The organism is Streptomyces sp. NPDC003456 (assembly GCF_042878735.1).
Lineage (GTDB): Bacteria > Actinomycetota > Actinomycetes > Streptomycetales > Streptomycetaceae > Streptomyces.
Genome location: NZ_JBIAOK010000003.1, coordinates 743,897 through 767,533, shown reverse-complemented (window position 1 = coordinate 767,533; position 23,637 = coordinate 743,897). Strand labels below are relative to the sequence as shown.

19 protein-coding genes, 1 other RNA gene and 1 pseudogene are annotated in these 23,637 nt (G+C 72.1%); 10 read left to right on the top strand and 11 right to left on the bottom strand.

The window, feature by feature from the left end:
* Positions 1–26: 26 nt before the first annotated feature.
* On the top strand, positions 27–2,906 hold the full coding sequence (pglZ, locus tag ACFYWG_RS14415) for a BREX-2 system phosphatase PglZ (protein WP_389201455.1): 2,880 nt from the start codon (positions 27–29) through the stop codon (positions 2,904–2,906).
* A 53-nt stretch (positions 2,907–2,959) separates the two neighbouring features.
* Here the strand turns inward: pglZ and ACFYWG_RS14410 are convergent, their stop codons facing one another.
* A complete protein-coding gene (locus ACFYWG_RS14410) occupies positions 2,960–4,012 on the bottom strand; it encodes a CBS domain-containing protein (protein ID WP_389201453.1) in 1,053 nt (350 codons plus the stop codon).
* Positions 4,013–4,019: 7 nt separating this feature from the next.
* Entirely contained in the window at positions 4,020–5,828 is a 1,809-nt protein-coding gene (locus ACFYWG_RS14405; protein ID WP_389201451.1) for a DUF262 domain-containing protein, read from the bottom strand.
* A 158-nt stretch (positions 5,829–5,986) separates the two neighbouring features.
* On the opposite strand from ACFYWG_RS14405, the gene brxD reads away from it, so the two are divergent.
* Positions 5,987–7,324, top strand: a complete 1,338-nt coding sequence (gene brxD / locus ACFYWG_RS14400) for a BREX system ATP-binding protein BrxD (protein WP_389201448.1) — start codon at positions 5,987–5,989, stop codon at positions 7,322–7,324.
* 20 nt (positions 7,325–7,344) lie between these two features.
* Positions 7,345–9,459, top strand: coding sequence for a DEAD/DEAH box helicase (locus ACFYWG_RS14395; protein ID WP_389201824.1), 2,115 nt, complete (start codon positions 7,345–7,347; stop codon positions 9,457–9,459).
* A gap of 71 nt (positions 9,460–9,530) precedes the next feature.
* On the opposite strand, the gene rnpB is transcribed toward ACFYWG_RS14395, so the two are convergent.
* The 4 genes and pseudogenes from rnpB to ACFYWG_RS14375 form a co-directional block, all read right to left on the bottom strand.
* An RNA gene (rnpB, locus tag ACFYWG_RS14390) (RNase P RNA component class A) lies at positions 9,531–9,938 on the bottom strand.
* Between the two features lie 115 nt (positions 9,939–10,053).
* Positions 10,054–10,770 (bottom strand): annotated as a pseudogene (locus tag ACFYWG_RS14385) (DMT family transporter); the annotation flags it as partial.
* 82 nt (positions 10,771–10,852) lie between these two features.
* Positions 10,853–11,683 (bottom strand): AraC family transcriptional regulator, encoded by an 831-nt coding sequence (locus tag ACFYWG_RS14380; RefSeq protein ID WP_389201446.1) that lies wholly within the window; start codon positions 11,681–11,683, stop codon positions 10,853–10,855.
* A 24-nt stretch (positions 11,684–11,707) separates the two neighbouring features.
* Positions 11,708–11,842 carry a hypothetical protein gene (locus ACFYWG_RS14375; RefSeq protein ID WP_376323408.1) on the bottom strand — a complete coding sequence of 45 codons (135 nt, stop codon included), beginning with the start codon at positions 11,840–11,842 and terminating at the stop codon, positions 11,708–11,710.
* On the opposite strand from ACFYWG_RS14375, the gene ACFYWG_RS14370 reads away from it, so the two are divergent.
* The 4 genes from ACFYWG_RS14370 to eda all read left to right on the top strand — a co-directional run bounded on the left by ACFYWG_RS14370 (position 11,841) and on the right by eda (position 14,725).
* Positions 11,841–12,596 (top strand): MerR family transcriptional regulator, encoded by a 756-nt coding sequence (locus tag ACFYWG_RS14370; protein WP_389201444.1) that lies wholly within the window; start codon positions 11,841–11,843, stop codon positions 12,594–12,596. The two genes, ACFYWG_RS14375 and ACFYWG_RS14370, sit on opposite strands and share 2 nt — an antisense overlap.
* Positions 12,593–13,168, top strand: a complete 576-nt coding sequence (locus ACFYWG_RS14365) for a hypothetical protein (RefSeq protein WP_389201442.1) — start codon at positions 12,593–12,595, stop codon at positions 13,166–13,168. The genes ACFYWG_RS14370 and ACFYWG_RS14365 overlap by 4 nt, the downstream gene beginning before the upstream one ends.
* 46 nt (positions 13,169–13,214) lie before the next feature.
* Positions 13,215–13,997, top strand: a complete 783-nt coding sequence (yaaA, locus tag ACFYWG_RS14360) for a peroxide stress protein YaaA (protein WP_385413080.1) — start codon at positions 13,215–13,217, stop codon at positions 13,995–13,997.
* 74 nt (positions 13,998–14,071) lie between these two features.
* A complete protein-coding gene (gene eda / locus ACFYWG_RS14355; RefSeq protein WP_389201440.1) occupies positions 14,072–14,725 on the top strand; it encodes a bifunctional 4-hydroxy-2-oxoglutarate aldolase/2-dehydro-3-deoxy-phosphogluconate aldolase in 654 nt (217 codons plus the stop codon).
* Here the strand turns inward: eda and ACFYWG_RS14350 are convergent.
* The 3 genes from ACFYWG_RS14350 to ACFYWG_RS14340 are packed head-to-tail and all read right to left on the bottom strand — an operon-like array spanning position 14,700 to position 17,827.
* Positions 14,700–16,205, bottom strand: a complete 1,506-nt coding sequence (locus tag ACFYWG_RS14350) for a bifunctional RNase H/acid phosphatase (RefSeq protein WP_389201438.1) — start codon at positions 16,203–16,205, stop codon at positions 14,700–14,702. The two genes, eda and ACFYWG_RS14350, sit on opposite strands and share 26 nt — an antisense overlap.
* 18 nt (positions 16,206–16,223) lie before the next feature.
* Complete coding sequence (locus tag ACFYWG_RS14345; protein WP_376323909.1) at positions 16,224–16,967, bottom strand: zinc ribbon domain-containing protein; 744 nt, start codon at positions 16,965–16,967, stop codon at positions 16,224–16,226.
* Positions 16,964–17,827, bottom strand: a complete 864-nt coding sequence (locus tag ACFYWG_RS14340) for a Nif3-like dinuclear metal center hexameric protein (protein ID WP_385413088.1) — start codon at positions 17,825–17,827, stop codon at positions 16,964–16,966. Before ACFYWG_RS14340 ends, ACFYWG_RS14345 begins: the two co-directional genes overlap by 4 nt.
* Before the next feature lie 198 nt (positions 17,828–18,025).
* On the opposite strand from ACFYWG_RS14340, the gene ACFYWG_RS14335 reads away from it, so the two are divergent.
* The 3 genes from ACFYWG_RS14335 to ACFYWG_RS14325 all read left to right on the top strand — a co-directional run bounded on the left by ACFYWG_RS14335 (position 18,026) and on the right by ACFYWG_RS14325 (position 21,058).
* Entirely contained in the window at positions 18,026–19,264 is a 1,239-nt protein-coding gene (locus ACFYWG_RS14335; protein WP_389201435.1) for a hypothetical protein, read from the top strand.
* A gap of 97 nt (positions 19,265–19,361) precedes the next feature.
* The gene (locus ACFYWG_RS14330; protein WP_376323394.1) at positions 19,362–19,526 is read left to right on the top strand and encodes a hypothetical protein; all 165 of its coding nucleotides are present in this window, start codon (positions 19,362–19,364) and stop codon (positions 19,524–19,526) included.
* A gap of 323 nt (positions 19,527–19,849) precedes the next feature.
* On the top strand, positions 19,850–21,058 hold the full coding sequence (locus ACFYWG_RS14325) for a hypothetical protein (protein WP_389201433.1): 1,209 nt from the start codon (positions 19,850–19,852) through the stop codon (positions 21,056–21,058).
* Between the two features lie 25 nt (positions 21,059–21,083).
* On the opposite strand, the gene ACFYWG_RS14320 is transcribed toward ACFYWG_RS14325, so the two are convergent.
* Together ACFYWG_RS14320 and ACFYWG_RS14315 are read right to left on the bottom strand one after the other, a co-directional pair.
* A complete protein-coding gene (locus ACFYWG_RS14320; protein ID WP_383502206.1) occupies positions 21,084–21,830 on the bottom strand; it encodes a class I SAM-dependent methyltransferase in 747 nt (248 codons plus the stop codon).
* 262 nt (positions 21,831–22,092) lie between these two features.
* Positions 22,093–23,553: an MFS transporter gene (locus tag ACFYWG_RS14315; protein WP_383502203.1), complete on the bottom strand. Its 1,461-nt coding sequence runs from the start codon at positions 23,551–23,553 to the stop codon at positions 22,093–22,095.
* Positions 23,554–23,637: the final 84 nt, after the last annotated feature.

Here is a 23,637-nt window from a genome sequence, read left to right as displayed (position 1 = left end):
GTGTGGGAACAGTGAGTGCGGCGGCCGTGACTACGACCAGCGCAGTGCGGCTCAACGCCGCGACCATCACCCAGTACCTGGCATCGCAGCCCGGTCTCGGGCCGGGCAAGCGCCGGGTCGTACTGCTGCGTGCCGCGCCCTCCTGGGACGGCCCTGACGAGCTGCCCTGGGGTGAGCAGCGGCGGGCCAAGGTCGCGGCGGCGCCCTCTCCTCTGGGCGTGTACGAGTTGCTCCTCGCGCACCAGAAGCCGTCGGCCAGCGGGCCCGATGTACTGGTGGTACTCACCGATCGCGAGGAGGCGGAGCTCGGGCCCGATCTGCTGGCCAAGGTGCACCGGCAGCGGGTCAACGCCGTCGACACCTGGGACGTCGTACGGGAGGCGTTCGGTGCGAGCCGCTCGGACCACCGGCTGTTCGAGGAGAACTGGGCTGCCGAGGCGCTGCTGGACGCCGCTCCGCCGCACGGCGGATGGCCGAAGCTGGCGGGCGGTGTGCTGTCGCGGCGCGAGGCACTGACGTCGCTCGCCCTGCGCAGGCTGGGAATCGGCCGCTACGACCCGGACGCCGAGACCTCCCGCGCCACAGCGGGCGGTGGTGACGAGCTGGACATCCACACCCTCCTGCGATGGTCCCTCGTGCCTGGTGGTCCTGAACGGCTCCTGGCGCTGCGAGCGCCCGAGCGAGCGGGACTCGTGCAGTTCCTCGGTGAAGAGGAGCAGGCCGGACGCGCGGGGCAGGCCCTGCTCGCCCTCGTGACGGCGGAGCACGGGCCGGACGCCGTCGCGTTCGGACTGGTCTGCGCTGCGCTGTGGAGACACGCCGACGCCACGGCGGACGCGGAGGACTACCGGGCCCGGGGGCGGGCCGAGCGCTGGTTCGGAGAGGAGCCGCCCGCCGAGGGTGAGCACCTGGACGCCCTGGCGGCGGCCTTCGGACGCTCCTGCGAGGAATTCGTCTCCGCCCTGCTGCTGACGGGACGATCGGACAGCGACGAGTCGGCGGCAGAGGCCAGGCGGCTGACCGGCTCCGTGCTCGACCGGGCGGCCGCCCTGGCGCGCCAGTTCGGAGCGGAACGGGCGGCAGGGACGAGTCCCGTACTGGCGGCAGGACTTGAAGCACGTTTCACGGCTGCCGGCGAGGCGCTGTCGAGTGGCGCCCCCGAGCGCATCCCGCCCGCGGTGAAGGCCCTCAGCGAACATCGGCTCGCCCGGGATCCCGACAACAACATCCGTATCGAGCGGGTGCGCATGGCGCAGCGGCTGACAGGTTGGCTCGCGACCGACCCGCCGGTGGAGACCGACACGGTGGCGGATGCCATTGCCCGTCACGTCACCGAGACGGGCTGGGTGGACCTGGCGCTGGAACACATCGAGTCGGGAGGCGATCCCGATCCGGCGCTGCGGTCCGCGTACGACATTCTGTGTGCCTCCGCGCGCGAGCGTCGGCGCGAGATCGACCGGCACTTCGCCCAGGTGCTTGCCGCACGGTCGGCGACCGACCGTGGACCCGGCTCGATGCTGGCCGTGGAGACGTTCCTGCCCGAGGTCGTCGCCCCGGTGGTGAAGGCCGGAGAGCGGAAAGTACTGCTCCTCGTGCTCGACGGGATGAGTGCCGCCATCGCCGCCGAGCTCGGCGAGCACCTGCGCGACCACTGGGTCGAGTACGACCCGTTGCCGGGAGCGAAGGGCACCCCACGGCGCCGCGCGATGGCAGCAGCGCTCCCCACCATCACGGCCGTGTCACGGACCTCTCTCTTCGCCGCGCGCCTGATGAAGGGCACGCAGGCCGACGAGAAGAGGCTGTTCCCCGCTCACCGCTTCTGGGGCGGAGAGGACGTGGCGGTCTTCCACAAGGACGACCTGCGCGCCGAGAGCAGCGGCGAGCCGTTCGGGCCCGAACTGCACGACGCACTCGTCGGCGACCGTACGCATGTGGCGGTGGTCCTCAACACCGTGGACGACCGGCTGGCCTCCGAGCAGAAGCTCGGCGACGGTGCCTGGCGGCTGTCCGACATAGGGGGGCTGCGAGCACTTCTCCGGTCTGCCGCGGACCAGGGACGTGCGGTGATCATCACCAGTGACCACGGACACGTCATCGACCGGCGGGCGGCGCGGGTCGACGCCGAGGACGTGCGGTCCGCCCGGCACCGTGCCCCCGGCGGACCGCTCTCGGAGCAGGAGATCGTGCTGACGGGTCCTCGGGTTCTCGACCCGGAGCCGGAGAGCGAGATCGTTGCCCTGTGGGACGCCGACTCCCGATACACGTCTCGCAAGGCCGGCTATCACGGCGGCGTATCGCTGGCCGAGTTCGCCATCCCGGTGCTGGCGTTGCTGCCCTTCGGGGCGAAGCCGCCGAGCGGCTGGAGGGAGCTGGGCGACCAGCGGCCGACCTGGTGGTCACTGACACAGCAGGGGGAGAAGCAGCCGCCACGGGCACACGCCGCCGTGGTCTCAGCACCTAGCCCGAAGAAATCGCCCAAGAAGGCCAAGAGCCAGGCGGAACTCGCCAAGAGCCACGAGGCACTGTTCGATGTGGCGTTGGTTCCCTCGACATCCGAGGACGGTGCTCTGCTTTCCGCAGCCACTGTGTCTCCGGAGGATGCCTTGGTCGACGCCCTCCTGACGTCCGAGGTCTTTACGGCTCAGGTGCAGCTGTTGGCCCGTAAACCGGACCTCGCTCGGGTGGAAAAGGCCGTACACGCTCTGCTGGACTCGGGCGGCACCCTGCCGATGACCGCTCTCGCCCAGCGCGTCGGACTCCCCGCGAGCCGACCGGCCGACGGCTTCGCCGCCGTGCTGCGGCAGTTGCTCAATCACGACGGTGTCCAGGTGCTGGAGACACTGCCGGACGGGCGGACCCTTCGGTTGCACATCGGACTGCTGCGAGATCAGTTCGAGTTGAGCTGAGGCGGAACGGTGAAGCCGACCCCGGTGGTGACCGGGGCCGGCTCCACCGAGCGTCAGGTGAGCTGCCGCAGCAACATCACGAACTGGCGCAACTCCTCGCTCCGCTGCGGCGCCAGCGGCTCGGGCCGGAAATGAGCGATCTGGTTGCGGATATCGCGCACCCGATCGAGCTGGTGCACGAATTGAACGCGGTTCACCCCGGTCCAGCCCAGGGTCTGCCAGTTCTGGTCGGCCGCGGTGCACAGCGCCTCTCTGCGGTTTCCCTGCCTGGTGCGCTGATCACCGTCGAGCAGCATCACGTACTGGCCGAACATGAGGTCGGCGATCTTCCCCGTTTTCCTGTCGTTGGCCTGGACGGCACGGATGGCGTCCTCATCGAGCTTCGCGCCAAGGCACTTACGCAGCCTGAACTCGATCTCGCCGATGACGAAGAACGGCCATGCGGTCGCGTCGAAACGCTGGGTGATGTCCGCAGCGGTGACAATGCCGCTGATGCGGCCGTTATGGGCTCTCACCAGCACGTATCCGTGCTCGCAGACGTTGGGGAGCATGGCGAAGAAGTCGTCGTGGGCGTGGGCGACCGGCGGGTCCTCCACGATCGCGTTGGCCAGCGCCGCGTTCGCGCCAGTGGCATACATCTTGGCCACCGAGCGCCAGGTGACGACGCCGGACACCGTGTACCGGTCCTCCAGGACCGGAACCTGGGAGTAGTTCTTCGTGTGCATGATGTACGTCGCCTCGGTGAGGTCCGAGGCGGGTGTGATCGAGTCGACCCCGGCGTGGGCACACGGCAGGTCGCCGATCCGGAACGGCTGCGTGGGCAGCGCACCGGGCAGCAGCCCGGCCTCGTCCTCCTGCTCCTCCTCGGCCGTGTCCCCCTGCTCCGCTGCTGCGGATTCCTGTGCAACGATGTGGATCTCGGACTGGCTGCCGCAGGTGGCGAAGTACGGCAGGGTCGCAAGACCGAGTTCCTTCAGTCTCTGCTCGATGACCAGGATCGCCTGGTCGTTGCGGAATCGGGTGTTGAAGCATGTCAGGAGTTCGACGAGGGGCATGCGGCGGCCTTTGAGCGCCAGCAGTTCGTCATCAGAGGGGTTCCGGAGCACGACCGCGTCACCCGGCCTTCGTGTCGCGGAAGACGGTGCGCTTGCCCATGGCTGACATGACCAGTTCCAGCAACTGCTTGGACCTGCTCGCGTAGAACTGCTCGAAGTCACCCGAGTGCAGCGTCGCCGGGTCGATGAGGTGAGTGCCGATGACGTCGTCGAACCACTCGGGGCGCATGCCCGATTCGAGGGTGAGCGTCTTGAGATATCCGGCGGGAGATCCGGTCATGCTCTTGCTGGCCCGGAGCGACAGAGGTGTCTTGTTGATGATCGAGTTCGCTCTGTTGCTATAGGCCCGGTGGTTCTTGTCGATCCACGGCTTGGGAAAGATCTGACGGACCTCCACGCTGTACTCGGCCAGGCGCGCCGCGTTCAGGGGTGCCTCGGTGAAGTACCAGTCCACCGCGCCCTGCTTGACGAGAAGGGCGTAAATCCCCTTGTAAGCGGCACTGTTGCGGGTACTCAGGGTGTCCAGCCGGTCGTCCAGGAAGGCTGCCTCGGCGATGGTGTCCGGGATAACCTCGGCGTTGCCCCGCAGACGTTCGACGAGTTGTTCCACATCGCGGGTGAAGCGGCTCTCCGTCGAACCGCCGTACATCTCGCCGAGCACACCGCACCAGTACCACTGGGTGAGCAGTTCATCGGCCGCCTCGGTGTCGGTCTCGTCGCCCAGGATGGTCCGAACGGCGGCCAGCGGAACGAGCTGAGTGCGATACGGCAGGTCGGGGGCCCGCACGATGCACTGCCGCTCCAGGAAAGCCCCCACCCACTCGAAGGCCTCGGCCACGCGCGGAGCGAGCGAACTGAAGTCGGCGAGCGGCAGTTCCAGCAGGTCACGGCGCTTACAGGAGACCGCGGCACGCGGCTCCTGCCGTTTGCGCTCCCAGGTCCTGACGAGTGCCACCGCCTGGAGGAAGTCACTGCTGCTGAGCCCGTCCTCGACGCCGGCCTCCATGCGCCCGAACACGGGGTACGACGCCGTCAGGCCCTTCTTGATGTCCAGCCATACGTCCGGCAGTTTGAAGTAGTCGCCGTGCCGGGCCACGTACTCCTGGTTGCCCGCATAGGTGGCCGTCAGCAGTTCGAAGACGTTGAGCGGCACACCGCCGGTGTTCACCCGCTCGAACACGGCACAGACCGCGTCCATGGTCGTAGAGGCCGCGAGCTTGATCATCGGCACCTGGAACGACTGCATGCGGCTGAGCACGTACTGCTGGAACTGTCCCCAGAGCCCCCAGTTCGTGACATCGACCTTCACGAACTCCTGGTGCCAGGCGTTCACACGCTGGGTGTCGAAGACGAAATGGAGCGGGAAGTAGCCGGCGGCGCACTCCCCCTCGACGCTTGTCAGGTCGATGGTGTCCCTGCGATTGAAGCCGGTCTTCAGGATCCGGTCCTCGGGCACGGACACGATGGCGTCGTCACGGTCGGCCGGCGACCCGATGGACTTGGCGATGTCGATGTAGTACCAGCGCCTCAGTTCCTTGCCCCGGGCGTCCACTGTCTCGACCGGCCGATCTCGATGCAGGGCCTGGAAGAGGGAGGTCAGCCGCTGCTGACCGTCGAGCAGCAGGAGATCCGGCACCCTGGCCTGCGCGTCCTCGGCGCCCTTGAGTGTCCGGGTGCGGAACGGTGAGGTGCCGTTGGTCTGCAGCGCCATCACCACGCCCAGCGGATAGTCGAGCGTCACCGTCGCGATGAGGGCCCTAATCCGCTCGTCGTCCCACTTCCACTCACGCTGGAAGTCGGGGAGCTGTAAGGCGCCGGAAGCGACGTCGGCGAGCGCGTCGCTGAGTTTCAGACTGTCGAGTGCCACGCTGTGTCTTCCCGTGTTGAACGTGAACGGTAAGTCGCCACCAGTCACCGGTGGTGAACCTGCAATTGCATCAACGTGGTTGCGGACAGTCAAGGTGGCGGCGGACGGTTCCAGGAGCCAGAAGGTCCGGGTCCGGGTCAAAATGGGAGACTGTCCGGGTGAGGAAAGACAGCCCTGAGGGAAGCGGACCTGTGAGTGCTGCTCGGCGCCGTGGCGTGATCGACGCCCTGCGCCGAGGAGCCGTTCCGGAAAGCGGACTGGATCTGCTGGCGACCGGCCTCGACCGGTTCGGTACCGCGCTCGACACGGAACTCGACGCAGTCGGGTCGGGAGCCTCGGTGTTCAAGGCGGTGCGAGGCGAATACGGGTCCGGCAAGACGTTCTTCGCACGGTGGCTCGGTGAGCGTGCCAAGCGGCGTAACTTCGCTGTCGCCGAGATCCAGATCTCGGAAACCGAAACCCCGCTGCACAGGCTCGAGACCGTTTACCGTCGCCTCACCGAGCGGCTGGCCACACCCGGGTTCCCACCGAGCGCGCTCCGGCCGGTCGTGGATGCGTGGTTCTACGCCCTTGAAGAGGACGCCCTCGCCGCCGGAGCTCTCGAGGAGGAACTGCCCGGCAGGGTCGAACAGCTGATGACAGCCCGCCTCACGGAGGTGTCCCGGCATGCCCCGTCGTTCGCAACAGCCCTGCGGGGCTACCGTGCCGCGGTCGAGGCCGGCGACGAGGCCACCGCCTCGGCCGTCATGGCCTGGCTGGGCGGGCAGCCGCACGTGGCCGCCGCTGCCCGCAGGGCCGCTGGCGTGCGTGGCGACCTCGATCACTTCGGTGCTCTCGGCTTCCTGCAGGGACTGCTCACCGTGCTGCGTGACTCGGGTCACTCGGGGCTGCTCGTCGTCCTGGATGAGGTCGAGACCCTGCAGCGGGTCCGCTCCGATGCCCGTGACAAGGCGCTGAACGCGCTGCGTCAGCTCATCGACGAGGTGCACTCCGGACGTTTCCCCGGTCTCTATCTGCTGATCACGGGCACACCGGCGTTCTTCGACGGTCGGCAGGGCGTGCAGCGTCTGGCTCCGCTCGCCCAGCGGCTGGCCACCGACTTCACCACCGACCCGCGCTTCGACAACCCGCGTGCTGTGCAGCTCCGGCTACCTGGGTTCACCCAGGACTCGCTGATCGGTCTGGGGAGGACGATCCGGGACCTGTACGCATCAGGTTCACCCGCCTCCGAGCGCATCAGGGAAGTCGCGGACGACGCCTATGTCGCCGACCTGGCCAAGGCCGTCGGAGGGGCGCTGGGGGGCAAGGTGGGGATCGCACCACGCCTGTTCCTCAAGAAGCTCGTAGGCGATGTCCTTGACCGTGTAGACCAGTTCGACGACTTCGATCCGCGCGAGCACTATGCGCTCACCGTGAGCACTTCGGAGCTGACCGAGGTAGAGCGCAACGCCGCGGCGGTCGACAGCGCCGACGATGTCGAACTGGACCTCCCGTGATCGAAGCCGCGCCCGACCCGATGGACCTGCTTCACCCTGGGTTGGTTCACCACATCGTGAACACCTTGGAATGGCCCGACCTGAGGCCACTCCAGGAAGAGGCGATCACCCCTCTGTCCGAAGGCGCGGACGCCGTACTGATCGCTCCCACCGCCGGAGGGAAGACCGAGGCCGCGTGTTTTCCCCTGCTGTCACGGATGGCGAAGGAAACGTGGGACGGCACCTCGGTCCTCTACGTCTGCCCGCTGAAAGCTCTGCTCAACAACCTGCTGCCCCGACTGGAGACGTACACCTCCTGGCTCGGACGCGCCGCCGCGCTCTGGCACGGTGACGTGACGCACTCGCGCCGCAAGCGCATCCTGCGTGAACGGCCAGATGTATTGCTGACCACCCCCGAGTCCCTCGAGGCCATGCTGGTCAGCACAAAGGTCGATCATCGGGCGTTCTTCTCCGGGCTGCGGGCGATCGTCGTGGACGAGGTACATGCTTTCGCAGGCGACGACCGAGGGTGGCACCTGCTGGCCGTGCTGGAACGGCTGGAACGGGTGGCCGGACGCCCGGTGCAGCGCGTGGGCCTCTCCGCGACCGTGGGTAACCCGGAGGAGTTGCTCGCCTGGCTGCAGGGGGCGAAGTCCGGGCAGCGTGCGGCACGGGTAGTGGCCCCGCATCTGCGGGAAAGCGCCCCGAAGCTTCCGCCCCCCGGGGAGATCCAGCTGGACTATGTCGGGTCTCTGGCCAACGCCGCCACGGTGATCGCGGCACTGCACAGGGGAGAGAAACGACTTGTGTTCTGCGAGTCGCGTAAGCAAGTCGAGGAACTTGGCGCAGCACTGCGCGTGAAGGGTGTGACCACGTTCCTCTCCCACGCCTCGCTGTCCGCAGATGAGCGGCGGCGAGCAGAAGAAGCCTTCGCAGAAGCTCGCGACTGCGTGATCGTCTCCACGAGCACCCTGGAACTGGGCATCGACGTCGGTGACCTCGACCGGGTCATCCAGATCGATGCTCCCAGCACCGTGGCCTCATTCCTGCAGCGCCTGGGCCGCACCGGCCGACGCCCCGGATCCAGCCGCAACTGCCTGTTCCTCACCACCGACGACGCCGGCCTGTTGTCCGCGTCGGCACTTCTGCTGCTCTGGTCGCGCGGCTGGGTGGAGGCGGTCGTTCCTCCTCCGGAGCCACGGCACATCGCAGCGCAACAGGTGCTGGCTCTCTGCCTCCAGGAGCACCGGGTCGGCGACCGGCTGTGGCAGCAGTGGTGGGGAGGACTCGGCCCCTTCGGCCCTTCCGCCGAGCCGATCGTGCGTCATCTGGTCGAGCAGGGCTATCTGGACCGGGACGGCGAGCTGTTGTTCATCGGCCCCGAGGCCGAACAACGCTTCGGCTATCGGCACTTCATGGACCTCACCGCGGTCTTCACAGCCGCGCCCGAGTTCACCGTGCTGTCCGGCCGTACCGAGATCGGTACGACCGATCCCGCGCTGCTCACCGACGAGGTCGTCGGCCCTCGCCGACTGCTGCTTGCCGGGCGCAGCTGGCAGGTGACGTACATCGACTGGTCACGCCGCCGCTGTTTCGTCGAACCCGTGGAAAGCGGTGGCCGGGCTCGCTGGGGCGGCATCGGTCTGGCCCGGACCTCCTCGTACGAGCTGACGCGGGCGGCCCGCGACATCCTGCTCGGTTCGACCCCTCCGGTCAGGCTCACACGCCGCGCCGAAAGCACTCTCGCTCGCGTGCGTGATGAGAACGCGGAGGTGGTGTACCGCAACGGCACCGTCATCACGCGAGGAGGCCACGACACCAATGTGCGGTGGTGGACATGGGCCGGCTACCGAGCCAACGCCACTCTGGCCGCCACGCTGTCCACCATTTCGGACCCCCTCCAACGCCCCACCGACGCATACGTGCGGCTGCGTGAGGACATCACGCCACAGGACTGGAAGCGGGCAACCGCAGGAGCGTCCGACCACCTGTGTCTCCCGACCGTTGCCCCGCGCGCACTGGCCGGGCTGAAGTTCAGTGCGGCTCTTCCACCCCGTCTGGCAGAGGCGACGCTTGCGGCTCGGTTGGCGGACTTGGACGGCGCAACAACTTCGCTCCGCGAGGCCGTCCGCTTCACGACTACACAGACGGGATGAACCCAGGTCCGACTGCCTGCAAGTGAGCCGCGATCTCAGTCGAGCGGCGGCTCACGTCACAACAGTGGCGGCAGACGAGTCGGGCTGTACGCCGGGTTCTGTTCCGGCGGGTCCTCGCGGTCCCGCCGGCGACGGCCATCCATCTAGGGCCGGCGTTGCCGCCGGCCTCGTGCGGTCTACCCGCGGACTCGGGCGGGCAGCCCTCGAACGTCCGCGCAGAGCCGCCTTTCACAGCGGCTCCTCTTGACCTTGCTCCGGGTGGGGTTTACCTAGCTGCCCAGGTCACCCTGGGCACTGGTGGTCTCTTACACCACCGTTTCACCCTTACCGAGGACCGAGGTCCCCGGCGGTCTGCTTTCTGTGGCACTGTCCCGCGGGTCACCCCGGGTGGCCGTTAGCCACCACCCTGCCCTGTGGAGCCCGGACGTTCCTCGGGAAGCCCCCTCACGGGGACTCCACGCGGCCGTCCGCCCGGCTCGTCTGCCGTGCCGACCATGGTACCCGGGGCACGTCCCGCTTCGGCGCCGCGGCCGTCGCCAGGACCGAGCCCGCCAGGATCAGCGTGAAGGCGACACCGATGCCGACCGTCAGCTCCTCGCCCAGGAGCACCGCGCCCGCGGCGACCGCCACCGCCGGGTTGACGTAGGTGATCACTCCGGCCCGGGTCGGGCCGATCTCCTTGATCAGCTCGAGGAACGCCACGAACGCCACCGCCGTGCAGACGGCGCCGAGGCCGGCGAGCGCCGCCAGGACCTCGCCCGAGGGCATCGTGTCGGGCCGGGTGAGGAAGGCGGCCGGTGCGTAGACGACGGCCGCCAGCGCCAGGCAGGGCGTGATCAGTTGCAGCGTCGGCACGTCCTTGAGGTGCCGGGCGGCGATCAGGGGGGCGGTGGCGTAGCCGACGACCGTCACCAGCACCTCGGCCAGGGAGCGGGCGTCGCCGCCGGTGAGGTGCGGCAGGGTCAGGACGGCGACGCCCGCCAGGCCGAGGGCGAGCCCCGCGATGCGGCGGGCCCCCACCGGCTCCCCCGCGCCGAAGAAGCGGGCCATGAGGAGGGCGACGATCGGCACGCCCGCGATGAGGAGCCCGGCGGTGGAGCTGGACAGGTGGCGTTCGGCGTCCGTCAGGGTCCACCAGGGGCCGATGATCTCGATGACGGCGAAGGCCAGCATCGGCTTCCAGTGCCTGCGCACGGTCAGGCCGAGTCCCCCCTGGCGCAGGGCGAACGGCAGCAGGAGCGCGGCGCCGAGCGCGCACCGCGCGAACACCACCACGGACGGGGACAGGTCGTCCACCGCCACCTTGATCATCAGGTAGGGGATGCCCCAGACCACTCCCATCAGGGAGAACAGGAACCAGCCGCGTGCAGTCATGCGGCGATTCTCGGCCGCGTCACCGGGGCGTGTCTTGAACGCTGTTGCGGTACGCCGCCGGGGTCACGCCCAGCACCCGGCGGAACCAGCGGGTGAGGTGCGCCTGGTCGGCGAAGCCCACGAGCGGCGCGACCTCGGCCGGGCGCAGGCCGGTCTCCAGCAGCCCCCGGGCCCGGGCCACCCGGTGCTGGGCGAGCCAGGCGTACGGCGGGACGCCCACCGTCGTGCGGAAGGCGCGCAGCAGCTGGTAGCGGGACAGGCCCAGGTCGGTGGCGAGGGCGGCCAGGGACGGCGGGTCGAGGACCTCGTCGGCGAGGCGGTCGCGGACGGTCCTGGCGATGGCGGCGGCGCCGGGCACGGTGTCGCTCGCGGCGCGCGCGGTGGAGTGGCGGCGGGCCAGGGCCGTGAGGAGCCACGGCAGCCGCGACTCGGCTTCGAGAGGGTCGGGGCAAGCGCTGATGTCGGTGTGCGCGGCGCGCAGGGCGGCGGCGAGCTCCGGGTCGTGCAGGACGGGGTCGCGGAAGTGCGGCAGGCCGCCGAGGGTGCCGTCGCGGAGCAGGGCGGTCCCGGCGTAGAGGGCCTGGTAGGCGTAGCCGTCGCAGGCGGCCGGTCCGCCGGTGTGCATCTCGCCCGGCTCCAGCACGACGATCGAGCCGGGAAAGGAGTGGATGTGTCCGCCGCGGTAGGCGATGAGCTCGGACCCGCCGACGGTGACGCCGACCGTGAACTCCTCGTGCGCGTGGGGCGCGTAGACGTGCCGGTCGAAGCACGCGGTGAGCAGGTCGAGTGTGGGCCCGTCCCGCCCCAGCCTTGCCCTGGTCCAGCTGGCCCGCTCCTGTGGTGTCCCCATGTCGTACCCCCCGCCCCCAGGGGATCAGAGGAGGCCGGCGGTGTCCAGGTCGAGGGCGAAGGGTGCGGGCAGGGTGACGGATGTGCCGAAGGGGCGGGCGCAGTGCTCGCGGTGGTCGTCTTGACCTTGTCGCGGCGTCAGCGTTTTCACTGGTGGCATGCGGATCGGAGAACTCGCCCGGGTCGTCGGCGTCACCACGCGGGCCGTGCGGCACTACCACCATCTGGGGCTGCTGCCCGAGCCGGAGCGGCGGGCCAACGGGTACCGGGAGTACGCCCTGCGGCACGCCGTCGTGCTGGCGCGGATCCGGCGGCTGACCGAGCTGGGGCTGGGGCTCGCCGAGGTGCGGGACGTGCTGGCCGACGAGGAGGGCAAGGACCTCGTCGAGGTGCTGACCGAGCTGGACGAGGACCTGGCGCGGCAGGAGGAGGAGATCCGGGGGCGGCGGGCGCGGCTGAGGACGCTGCTGGAGGCGGAGGGCGGGCTGCCCGCCGAGGGGCCGGTCTCGCCGGAGCTGGCGGCGCTGTTCGCCGGGACCGTGCATCTGTCCGACTCGCCGATGGCCGCCAAGGACCGCGAGATCATCGCCTTCCTGGAGACCGCCATGCCGGCCGGGGAGCGGGAGCGGATGGTGGCGTCGATCGGCGAGGCCCTCGGCACTCCTGAGGCGGTGGCGGGGGCGGCAGCCGCGTACGCGCTGCTCGACGCGCTCGCCGGGGCCGAGCCGGACGACCCGGGGGTCGAGGAGGCGGCCCGGGCGCTGGCCCGCTGCGTTCCGCCCGGCCTGTTCCCGCAGGCCGGGGAGGTCGACGAGGACGACCACGTCCTGCGCGCCCTGTACGCCGACCTCGCCCCGGCGCAGGCGGAGGCCGTACGCCGCACCATGCGGCTGCTCGGTGAGGAGCGGCGGTGAGGGCCGTGCGGCGGCTGGCCGGGCACGAGCTGCGGTTGCTGTGGAGCCTGGTGCTGTGGGCGGCCCGGCGCGGGCAGGGGCCGGCCGGCGGGCAGGGCTTCGGGTACGCGCGGGGGCAGGGTCCCGTGACGGCCGGGTTCGCGTTCGTGTGCGTGGTCGAGACGGTGGCGATGTCGGTGCTGCTAGAGGACTGGCCGACCGTGCACGCGGTGGTCCTCTTCCTGGACGTGTACACGATCGTGCTGGTCGTCGCGCTGCACGCCTCCGCGGTGGTGCGTCCGCACGTGCTGGACCCGGACGCCGGCTCCCTGCGGATCCGGCGCTACGTCCACGTCGACCTGGAGGTGCCGCTGGAGCGGATCGCCTCGGTGCGGCGGGAGCTGCGGACGACGCACGAGCGGGCCGAGGGCGAGCTGGACCTGGAGGTCGGCTCGCGGACCACCGTGACGCTCGAACTGACCGAGCCGGTCACCCACGTCACCTTCCTCGGCCGCCGCCGCGCGGTGCGGGTCGTCCGCTTCCACGCCGACGACGCCGGCGCCCTGGTCCGCGCCCTCGGCCGGGCCCGCTAGTGACGTCCCCGTACGCTGTCGGCGGAGTTCGATCGAAGGAGTACCCGTGCTCGTCCTGCTGCCGCCGTCCGAGGGGAAGGCCGCTTCCGGCCGCGGTGCCCCGCTCAAGCCGGAGTCGCTGTCCCTGCCCGGGCTGGCCGGTGCCCGTGAGGCCGTGCTCACCGAGCTGGTCGAGCTGTGCTCCGGCGACGAGGAGAAGGCCCGCGAGGTGCTGGGGCTGAGCGAGGGCCTGCGGGGCGAGGTCGCCAAGAACGCCGCGCTGCGCACCGCGGGGACCCGCCCGGCCGGGGAGATCTACACCGGCGTGCTGTACGACGCCCTCGGCCTGGCCACTCTCGACACGGCGGCCAAGCGCCGCGCCGCGCGCTCGCTGCTGGTGTTCTCGGGGCTGTGGGGCGCGGTGCGGGTGACGGACCGGATCCCGTCCTACCGCTGCTCGATGGGCGTGAAGCTGCCGGGTCTGGGCGCGCTGGGCGCGCACTGGCGTACGCCGATGGCGTCGGTGCTGCCGGAGGTGGCCGGGCAGGGGCTGGTGCTGGACCTGCGTTCCGCCGCGTACGCCGCCGCGTGGAAGCCGAAGGGCGAGGTCGCGGGGCGGACGGCGTCGGTGCGGGTGCTGCACGCGCCGACCCGGAAGGTCGTCAGCCACTTCAACAAGGCCACGAAGGGGCGGATCGTACGGAGTCTGCTGACCTCGGGGGCGGCACCCGAGTCGCCCGCCGCACTGGTCGAGGCGCTGCGGGATCTCGGGTACGTCGTGGAGGCCGGGGCGCCCGCGAAGTCCGGGCAGCCCTGGTCGCTGGACGTGCTGGTCGACGAGGTGCACTAGCGACACCGGGGGAGCCGTTGCATGCACTGCAACGCCCTTTGCGTGCTGTGCATCACGACGGCAGGATGAGGCGCATGGTCTCCTCCTCCCCTCCGCCTGCCTCCGTGCTGGACCTCGCGCCCGTCCTTCCCGTCGTGGTCGTCGAGGACGCCGGCGACGCCGTACCGCTGGCCCGGGCGCTGGTCGCGGGCGGGCTGCCCGCGATCGAGGTGACCCTGCGCACGCCCGTGGCCCTGGACGCGATCCGGGCGATCGCCCGGGAGGTGCCGGACGCGGTGGTCGGCGCGGGGACGGTGATCAGCCCGGGCCAGGCCGCCGACGCGGTGGCCGCGGGCGCGCGGTTCCTGGTGAGCCCCGGCTGGACGGACCTGCTGCTGGAGGCGATGCGGGCGTCCGGGGTGCCGTTCCTGCCGGGGGTGTCGACCACGTCGGAGGTGGTGGCCCTGCTGGAGCGCGGGGTGCGGGAGATGAAGTTCTTCCCGGCCGAGGCGGCGGGCGGCACGGCGTATCTGCGGTCGCTGGCGGGGCCGTTGCCGCAGGCGCGGTTCTGCCCGACGGGCGGGATCGGCCCGGACTGCGCCCCGGACTATCTGGCCCTGCCCAACGTCGGCTGTGTCGGCGGCAGTTGGATGCTGCCGGCGGACGCGCTCGCCGGGCGCGACTGGGGGCGCGTCGAGGCGCTGGCCCGGGCGGCGGCGGGGCTCAGCGCAGGTACGACGTGTCGTTGAGGAGGCGGACGCTGGCGTTGCCGTCGGCGTAGTAGGCCACGACCGAGAGGGACGCGGCGGACAGTTCCATGCGGAAGAGGGACTCCGGCGGGGCGCCGAGCGCGAGGCGCACCAGCGTCTTGATCGGGGTCACGTGCGTGACGAGCAGGACCGTGCGGCCCGCGTGGGCCGCGAGCAGCTTGTCGCGGGTCGCGGCGAGCCGGGTGGCCGTCGCGGCGAAGCTCTCGCCGCCGCCGGTGGGTTCGGCGTCCGGGGAGGCCAGCCAGGCGTTGAGGTCGTCGGGGTGGCGCTCGCGCACCTCGGCGAAGGTGAGCCCCTCCCAGGCGCCGAAGTCGGTCTCGCGCAGGCCGTCCTCGATCTGCACGTCGAGGCCGAGCCGGGCGGCGACGATCCCGGCGGTCTCGCGCGTCCGGGCCAGGGGTGAGGCGACGACGGCCTGGATCGTCCCGCGCCGGGCCAGCATCGCGGCGGCCCGCTCGGCCTGCTCGCGCCCCACGTCGGACAGGGAGGGGTCGGTCCCGCCGCTGCCCGAGAACCGCTTCTGCGGGGTCAGCGGGGTCTCGCCGTGCCGGAGCATGACGAACGTGGCCGGGGTCCCCATGTCGGCGGGAGCCCACCCGGGGCTCGCCACGGCCTGCGCGGCCCGGGCATCGGCACCGCCCTTTACATCACGGGCCGGGGCAACGGCGCCGCCCTGCGCACCGCCGTCCCGGGCAGCGGCACCGGCCTTCACATCGCCATCCCGGGCAGCGGCACCGTCCTGCGCACCGCCGTCCCGGGCAGCGGCACCGCCCTGCGCACCGCCGACCCGCGCGTCCGCACTGTCCTCACCGTCACCGTCACCCTCACCGTCACCGGCCGGGGCGAAGGAATCGGTCTCGGCGTCACCGACCTGGCCACCGGCACCGTCCCCGGCGGCGGTGGGAACACCGCGCGCGGCCGCGCGTCCCGCGGCCAGCGCGTCGCGCACCCGGGCCGCGCCCGCTGCCGCGTCGCCGGGCGGCTCCGCCGCCGAGGCTCGGGGTGGCGCGTGCAGTTCGGCGGTCGACGCCGACTCGGACCACTGCCGCCCCTGCGCGCCCGCGTCCATCGCCTCGTTGGCCAGGCGGTCGGCGTGCTTGTTGCGGTCCCTCGGGATCCACTCGTAGGTGACGCTGCCGGGCGGGAAGACGCGGGCGGCCTCCGCCGCCAGCGGCTTCATGTCGGGGTGCTTGATCTTCCAGCGGCCCGACATCTGCTCGACGACGAGCTTGGAGTCCATCCGGACGTGGACCGTCGCGGCCGGGTCCAGTGCGCGGGCGGCGCGCAGCCCGGCGAGGAGTCCGCGGTACTCGGCGACGTTGTTCGTGGCGACGCCGATGTACTCGGCGGTCTCCCGCAGCGTCTCCCCCGTCGCCGCGTCGCTGACGACGGCCCCGTAGCCCGCCGGTCCCGGGTTGCCCCGCGACCCGCCGTCGGCCTCGACGATGAACTCCCGCACCGGCACCGCTCCCGCGACCTAGATACCGGACTCGGACGTGCGCACCAGGATGCGGCGGCAGTTCTCGCAGCGGACCACCGTGTCGGGCGCCGCCCGGCGGATCTCGTTCAGCTCGGTGATGGCCAGTTCCTGCCGGCAGCCCTGGCAGGAGCGCGCGTACAGCTTCGCCGCGCCGATGCCGCCCTGCTGCTCGCGGAGCTTGTCGTAGAGCTTGAGCAGGTCCGCCGGGACGGAACCGGCGACCACCTCGCGCTCCTTGGTGACCTGGGCGACCTCGGCGTCGATCTGCTCGACCGCGGCGTCGCGGCGCGCGGTCGCGTCGTCGACCTTCGCCTGGACGGCGGCCACGCGCTCGGTCAGCTCGGCCACCCGCTCCTGCGCGGACTCGCGGCGCTCCATGACCTCCAGCACCACGTCCTCCAGATCGCCCTGCCGCTTGGCGAGGGAGGCGATCTCGCGCTGGAGGTTCTCCAGGTCCTTGGGCGAGGTGACGGCACCGGAGTCCAGGCGCTGCTGGTCGCGGGCGGCGCGCTGGCGCACCTGGTCCACGTCCTGCTCGGCCTTGGTCTGCTCGCGGGCGGTGTCGCTCTCCTCGGTCTGCGCGGCGACGAGCAGGTCGCGCAGCTGGGTGTGGTCCTTGGTCAGCGTCTCGATCTCGGCGTGCTCGGGCAGCGACTTCCGCTTGTGCGCGAGCTGCTGCAGGCGGACGTCGAGGTCCTGGACGTCGAGGAGTCGGATCTGGTCGGCGGGCGCGGCGTTCAGTTCGGGGCTCCAGGGGATTCAGAGGTGGTCGAGGCCGCGTGGGCGGTCCAGGGGTCGGTGACCGTCTTCGAGACGTGGACGCGCAGGTCCCATCCGTGCCGGTCGGAGATCTCGTCGAGCTGGCTCGCGGCCAGCTCGCACCAGGGCCACTCGGTGGCCCAGTGCGCCGCGTCGAGCAGCGCGAGGGGGCTGTGCGCGCGATCCGCGAGGAACTCGGACGCGGGGTGGTGGCGCAGGTCCGCGGTGAGGAAGGCGTCGACCCCGGCCGCGCGGACGTGGTCGAAGAGGCTGTCGCCGGAGCCGCCGCTGACGGCGACGGTCCGCACCGGGGCCTCGGGGTCGCCGGCGACGCGGATGCCCTGCGCGGTGGCGGGCAGCCGCTGGGCGGCGAGGGCGGCGAACTCCCGGACGGTCAGCGGGTGGTCCAGGGCGCAGACGCGGCCCAGGCCGCGGCGGCCCCCGGGGTCCGTCGGGTCCGGTACGAGCGGCCCGGTGACGCGCAGGCCGAGGGCGCCCGCGAGGGCGTCGGAGACGCCCGGGTCGGCGGTGTCGGCGTTGGTGTGGGCGACGTGCAGCGCGATGTCGTTCTTGATGAGGGTGTGCACGACCCGGCCCTTGAAGTGGGTGGCCGCCACGGTCGTCGTGCCGCGCAGGTAGAGCGGGTGGTGGGTGACGAGCAGGTCGGCGCCCAGCTTCACCGCCTCGTCGACGGTCTCCTGGACCGGGTCGACGGCGAACAGGACCCGCGTGACCTCCTGGTCGGGGTCGCCCGCGACGGTGCCGACCGCGTCCCAGGACTCGGCCCGCTCGGCGGGCCACAGGGTCTCCAGCGCGGCGATGACTTCAGACAGACGGGGCACGGGAGCAAGGCTACCCGCCTGATCTGTGGCGTTGCACCGCAACCGGCCGGGCCGGTCCGCAGGGGCGGCGCGCAGCACAGTCATGCCACCCACCTCAGGCGAATCGTTCCTTGAACACCCTTATGTGTGAAGTCGCGGCCCGAGGATTCCCCGCCCGCGCGTACGAAAACTACGTTCCTCACCGGAGGTGACCGAACGATGACGGTCTGTGCGATCGAGCCTTCGGCGGGGCACGCGGACGGGGACGGTGAGGGTGCCGCGCCGCCGGGCTGCGTCCTCACCGCGGACGGTGCCTACGCCGCCCGTCTCGCGTCGGCCGGCGGCTCCTGGTTCCCGGAGCGCTGGACCCTGGACGGTCCCGAGCCCTACGCGGTGCCGCTGCCCCGCAATCAGCCGGAGGAGCCGGGCACCGAGGTGCAGCCGATGGGCGACGGGCGGGTACTGATCCACCGGCTGGTGGCCGGGCGGCACGCCTTCTCCCTGCTGTATCCGACCGGGCCCGGCACGGGTGAGCTGCCCCTGGGCGCGGTCGAGTGCCGCGACGGCGCGGCCCGGTTGCGGCTGCTGCCGCCCGCCCCGGGCGGGGAGCGGGCGTACGCGCTGGCCGTCGGGGAGCGGTGCACGTCGGTGTGGCTGGTGGCCGGCGGTGCCTTCGGGCCGGAGCGGCTGGCGGAGCTGCCGGGCCGCTGCTCGGGCGGGGTGTGGCTGGACGGTGCGGGACGGATGCTGGCGCTGGACCGGGAGACCGGGGGGCGCACCAAGGCGGTGGTGGTGGACCTGGAGTGCGGCGGGGAGGTGTCGCCGCTGCTGCAGATCGCCGCCGACAGCGACGACCGGGTGCTGCTCGCCGACCACGACAGCGGTCTGCTGCTCGTCCGCTCGGACGCGCCCTCGCCCGGGCAGGACCGGCTGGGCTGGGGCGTGCTGGGCAGCACGCTGCCGGTGCGGTTCCCCGAGTGCCTGCGCCTGCGGGACTGTGCGGTGACGCCGTTCGCGATCCAGCCGGGGCAGGTGCTGACGCCGGAGAGCTGTGCGGTGGCGCTGCGGGTGGACGGGCCGGCGGGCAGCTGGGTCGGGGTGTGGCGTCCCGCGGAGCGGCGGCTGCATCATCTCCCGGCGCCGCAGGGGTGGTTGGCGGGTACGGGGCTGTGGACGGCGGACGGTGTGCTGCGGCTGCCGTACGCGTCGGAGGCCGTGCCGTGCGGGGTGGCGCAGGTGAGCCCGCCGCCCCCGGCCGAGGCAGCGGGGCCGGCGCAAGCGGAGGGTGGCGCGGTGCCGGATCCGGAGCCCGGCGCGCCGGGTGCGGAGCGCTCCGGTCCGCTCCCGGACCCCGGGCAGGCGCCCTCGCCGCCCCCGCCCGGGCGGGCTCCGGCGCCTCCCGCCGCGCGCCCCGTCCCGCTCGCGCAGGCGCCGTTGGGGCGCCTTGTAACGAACTAGTGCCGGTCGGCGTGGCCGCCTGGAATCGGGGTGCGGGAGGCCGGTTAAACTCGCCCGGCTGTAGAGAAGATGATGTTGACGGGGTGAATTCCATCCGATGAACGACGCCAGCACGACCCAGCGTACTGCCGACGTCCAGGAGACCTCCGCCGGTCACGGCCGGCACCGTGGTGAGGTGTCCACGCAGGACAGTCAGACGGCTCCGCGCGGCCGTCACCGCAAGCCGGTGGCGGAGAGCGAGCAGGCCGGGACGGCGGCCTGACGGACCGTGGGCCACCACTCGGTGCAACGGCCCTTCCCGGCGTGCGACCTACGCCGGGAAGGGCCGTCGCCGTGTCCGCTCCCGGCGCCGCGGGGGCTCACGCGTGTGCGACGTACCGCTCATGGCCCTCTGTACAGCTGGAACTGCCTCCGCTGCGGAATAATGTGACGGCACGTCAGATGCGGCGGACGAGTCGGGCCGGCCGTGGCGCCGGCCCCGGGGCGGGAGGGCCGCGGGGCGGTGCCGGCGTGTACGTTGGCCGGGGGGTCCGCGGCTCGCGCCGGGGACTGGGCAGTCCGCGCCGACCAGGGGAAACGGAGCACATGGCACGCGTCGCCGTCATCACCGCGCCGAACATCGGGTACCGCAACACGGGCATGCTGACGGTGGACTTGGCGTTCGAGTCCCTGCGGCGACGGGCGGGCGGCGCGTTCGACGCCACCTGGTACACGCTGCACACGCCGGACACCGTGCCGCTGCGCGAGTGCGCGCGCGGCACGCGGATGCCGTTCGCATTCCTCCCGCTGGCCGAGCACCTCCACACCCTCGGCGACCACGACGCGGTTGTCTTCTGGGGCGACTTCCTGCACACCCGCCACTACCTGGCGCAGGACGCGACGAACCGCCTGACGGACTTCGGGATCGCCGCGGACCGGGACGCGGCCCGCGCCCTGCTCAACCGGACCCTGCTGCTCGCCGACCAGCCGGACGCGCTGCTGGCCCGGACCCTCAGCTACGGCGGAACGATCCTGCACAACACCCAGTCCGACTACGAGGACAAGGAGTACGGCCCGCTGTTCACCCGCCTGGTGCGGCGCGGTCACCGGATCTGGGTGCGCGACCCGCTCTCGGCGGCGAAGATCGCGCACCTGCGCGGCGACCGCGCCACCGACCACTTCGGTTCGGACGCGGCCCTGCTGAACCGCCCGGGCGACCTCGCCCACCTGCCCGTCACGGACTGGTCCCGGTCGGTCCCGGACGGCGGCGCGATCGGTGTGTTCCTCGGCGCCCGCACGCCCGTCCCCGACTGGCTGCCCGCCACCTGCCGGGAGCTGTCCGACCGGCTGGGCGCCCCGCTGGAGTGGCTGCCGTGGTTCGACCGGGACGTCCCGGCCGTGGTCGCGCACATCCCGCGGCGTCCGGGCGAGCACACCGTCGGCGACCTGCTCGGCGTCCTCCCCCGCTACCGCCTCGTCATCACCGACACCTACCACCTGGCCGTCAACGCCTGGGGCGCCGGCACCCCGGCGGTGTGCGTCGGCGCGCCCGAGCCGACGCACAAGACGCACGACGACTACCTGACGCTGAGCGACGTGAAGAAGCACGTCTTCCACATGGCGTACGACGCGACGGACTTCTACCTGTCGACCCGGCAGGGGCACGGGGGCGACGCCGAGCGCATCGTCCGGCTGGTCGAGGGCGGCGGGGCGGCGGCGGTGGCGGCGCGGATCCGCGAGCACGCCGAGTACTCGGCGGCGTCGTTCCTCACCACCCTGACGTCGCTGCTGGACACGCCCCGCCCCGGCGCCTGACCGGCGCACCCGCCGGACGCCCCCGTCAGTCCCGGTCGCGCCGGAACAGGGCCGTCCACAGGAAGGGCTCCCCGAACTGCCCGGACTCCTCCGGCTCGTCCCGCATGCGGCGCAGTTCCAGTTCCGTCAGGCCGGAGAAGATCAGCCGCAGGGAGGCGGGCGTGTACGCGAGGCCGCCGAGCAGCCCGCCGCCCTCGCGGTAGAAGTCGGCGTCGGACACCTCCGAGCCCATCCCGCCCTCCCCGGCGGCGAAGCAGGTGAGCCCGAACAGGCCGCCCGGTGCCAGCAGCCGCTCCAGCAGGGCCAGGTAGCTGACCCGGCGGTGCGGGGCCAGGTGGTGGAAGCAGCCCGAGTCGTAGATCAGGTCGTACGGGCCGGTCAGTGCCGTACCGGCGAGGGCGAAGGCGTCGCCGCGGTGGAACCGCACGCCGTCCGCGCCGGCCTCGCGGGCCCGCTCCCGGGCCCAGGCGACGGCCCGGGGCGACAGGTCGACCGCGTCGACCTCGAATCCCCGCTGTGCGAGGTGGAGGGCGTTGCGCCCCGGGCCGCAGCCCAGGTCGAGCGCGCGGCCCCGGCCGGTGCCGTACCGCTCGATCCAGTGCACGAGGTTCTCGTCGGGCTTGGCAACGAAGAACGGCACCGGCTTCGAGCGGTCGGCGTAGAAGCCGTCCCACCAGTCCGCGCCCCGCCCCGACCAGCGGTCGGCCCCGGGTGCGAACAGGCCGTCCAGAAGGGTGAGTACGTCGTCGGCGGTGCGTATGGTCCGGTCCATCCGGTCCCCCTTTCCCCGGCCGCCCACGCTAGGCGGCGTGAGGGAAATTGACCAGGTCAGCGCGTTTCTGATTCGGCGTCAGGGACGTCCTCACGGGGCGCTCAGGGCACGCACGGGCACCCCCTCGGCGCCCCGGTCCGGACCGGGGCGCACACACCGGTGGCGCGCTCCTGGAGGGCCCGCACGGGCCCTTCGCGGAGCACGCCACCGCCGTCGATCCGGAGAAGTCGACCGCCACAGGCGGGAACCGGCCCTCCGGCCCTCACACAGCCCGCGGCTGCCGCTCCGGCCGGGGCAGCCACACCCACATCAGCACCACCCCGGCCGCCAGCACCGCCGCCCCGACCCGGAACGCCAGGGCATAGCCCTCGGTCAGCGCCTGCGGACTCGCGCTGCCGCCCGAGCGGGCCGCCGCCAGGGTCGACAGGACGGCGAGGCCCAGCGAACCGCCCATCGTGCGGGAGGTGTTGACGAGCCCGGAGACCAGCCCGGCCTCCTCGGGCGCCGCCCCGGACGTGGCCAGGGAGGCCAGCGGAGTGGCCGCCAGGCCCGCGCCGAGCATCATCAGGACGCCGGGGACGAGGATCCCGGTCAGGTAGGGGCTGCCGGCGGTCAGGGTGGACTGCCAGGCGAAGCCCGCCACGGCGACCAGCGTGCCCAGCACCGCCACCGTGCGCGGTCCGGCCGTGCGCATCAGCCGGGGCGCGAGCTTGGAGCCGAGGATGACGGCGAGGGAGCTGGGGACCAGGGCGAGTCCGGCCTCCAGCGGGCTGTAGCCGAGGACGTTCTGGGCGTAGAGGGTCATGAAGAACCACATGCAGAACATCGCGGAACCGCACAGGAACATGGCGGCGTTGGCGGAGGACACCGAGCGCAGGCGCAGCAGGCCCGGCGGCATCAGCGGGCTCGCGGTGCGCGCCTCGACGGCGAGGAACGCGGCGAGCAGGACGAGTCCGGCGAGCAGCGGGAGCAGGGTGGCCGCGGCGGTCCAGCCCGCCGCCTCCGTCTGGGAGATGCCGTAGGCGAGGGTGCCGAGCCCGGCGGTGACGAGGAGGGCGCCGGGCAGGTCCAGGCGCCGTCCGTCCCCGGCCCGGCCCTCGGTGAGGAACCAGGCGGCGGCGCCCAGCACCACCGCTCCCACGGGCACGTTGATCAGCAGCACCCAGCGCCAGGACAGTGTCTCCACGAGCAGTCCGCCGACGAGGCCGCCCGCCGCCCCGCCGCCGGCGCCGACCGCCGTCCAGGTGCCTATCGCCCGGGCCCGTGCGGCCCCCTCCGGCACGGAGGCGGTGAGGATGGTCAGGGTCGAGGGAGCCAGTACGGCGGCGCCCAGGCCCTGCACGGCCCGCGCGAGCAGCAGCTGCCACTCCTGCTGCGCGAACCCCCCGGCCAGCGAGGCGAGGGTGAACAGGCCGAGCCCGACGAGGAACATGCGCTTGCGGCCGTACAGGTCACCGGCCCGGCCGCCGAGCAGCATGAAGCCGGCGAAGGCGATGGCGTAGGCGTTGACGACCCACTGCAGGCCCTGCTCGCTCAGGCCGAGGCCGGTCCGCATCGACGGCAGCGCCACGTTGACCACGGACACGTCCAGCACGACGAGGAACTGCCCGGCGCAGGTGAGCGCCACGACGAGCCAGGTCGGCGGCGTGCGGCGCGGGCGCGGGCGGGACGGCCGGGGTGAGCGGTCGGTGGCGGGGCGGGCGGATTCGAGCATGGGTGTCATGCTCTCAACCCGCTTGCGACCCTTGCATCGGGATTTCGCCGGGCCGGGGCCTCGGTCCCGGGTCCTAGGACCCGCCGTCCGCGG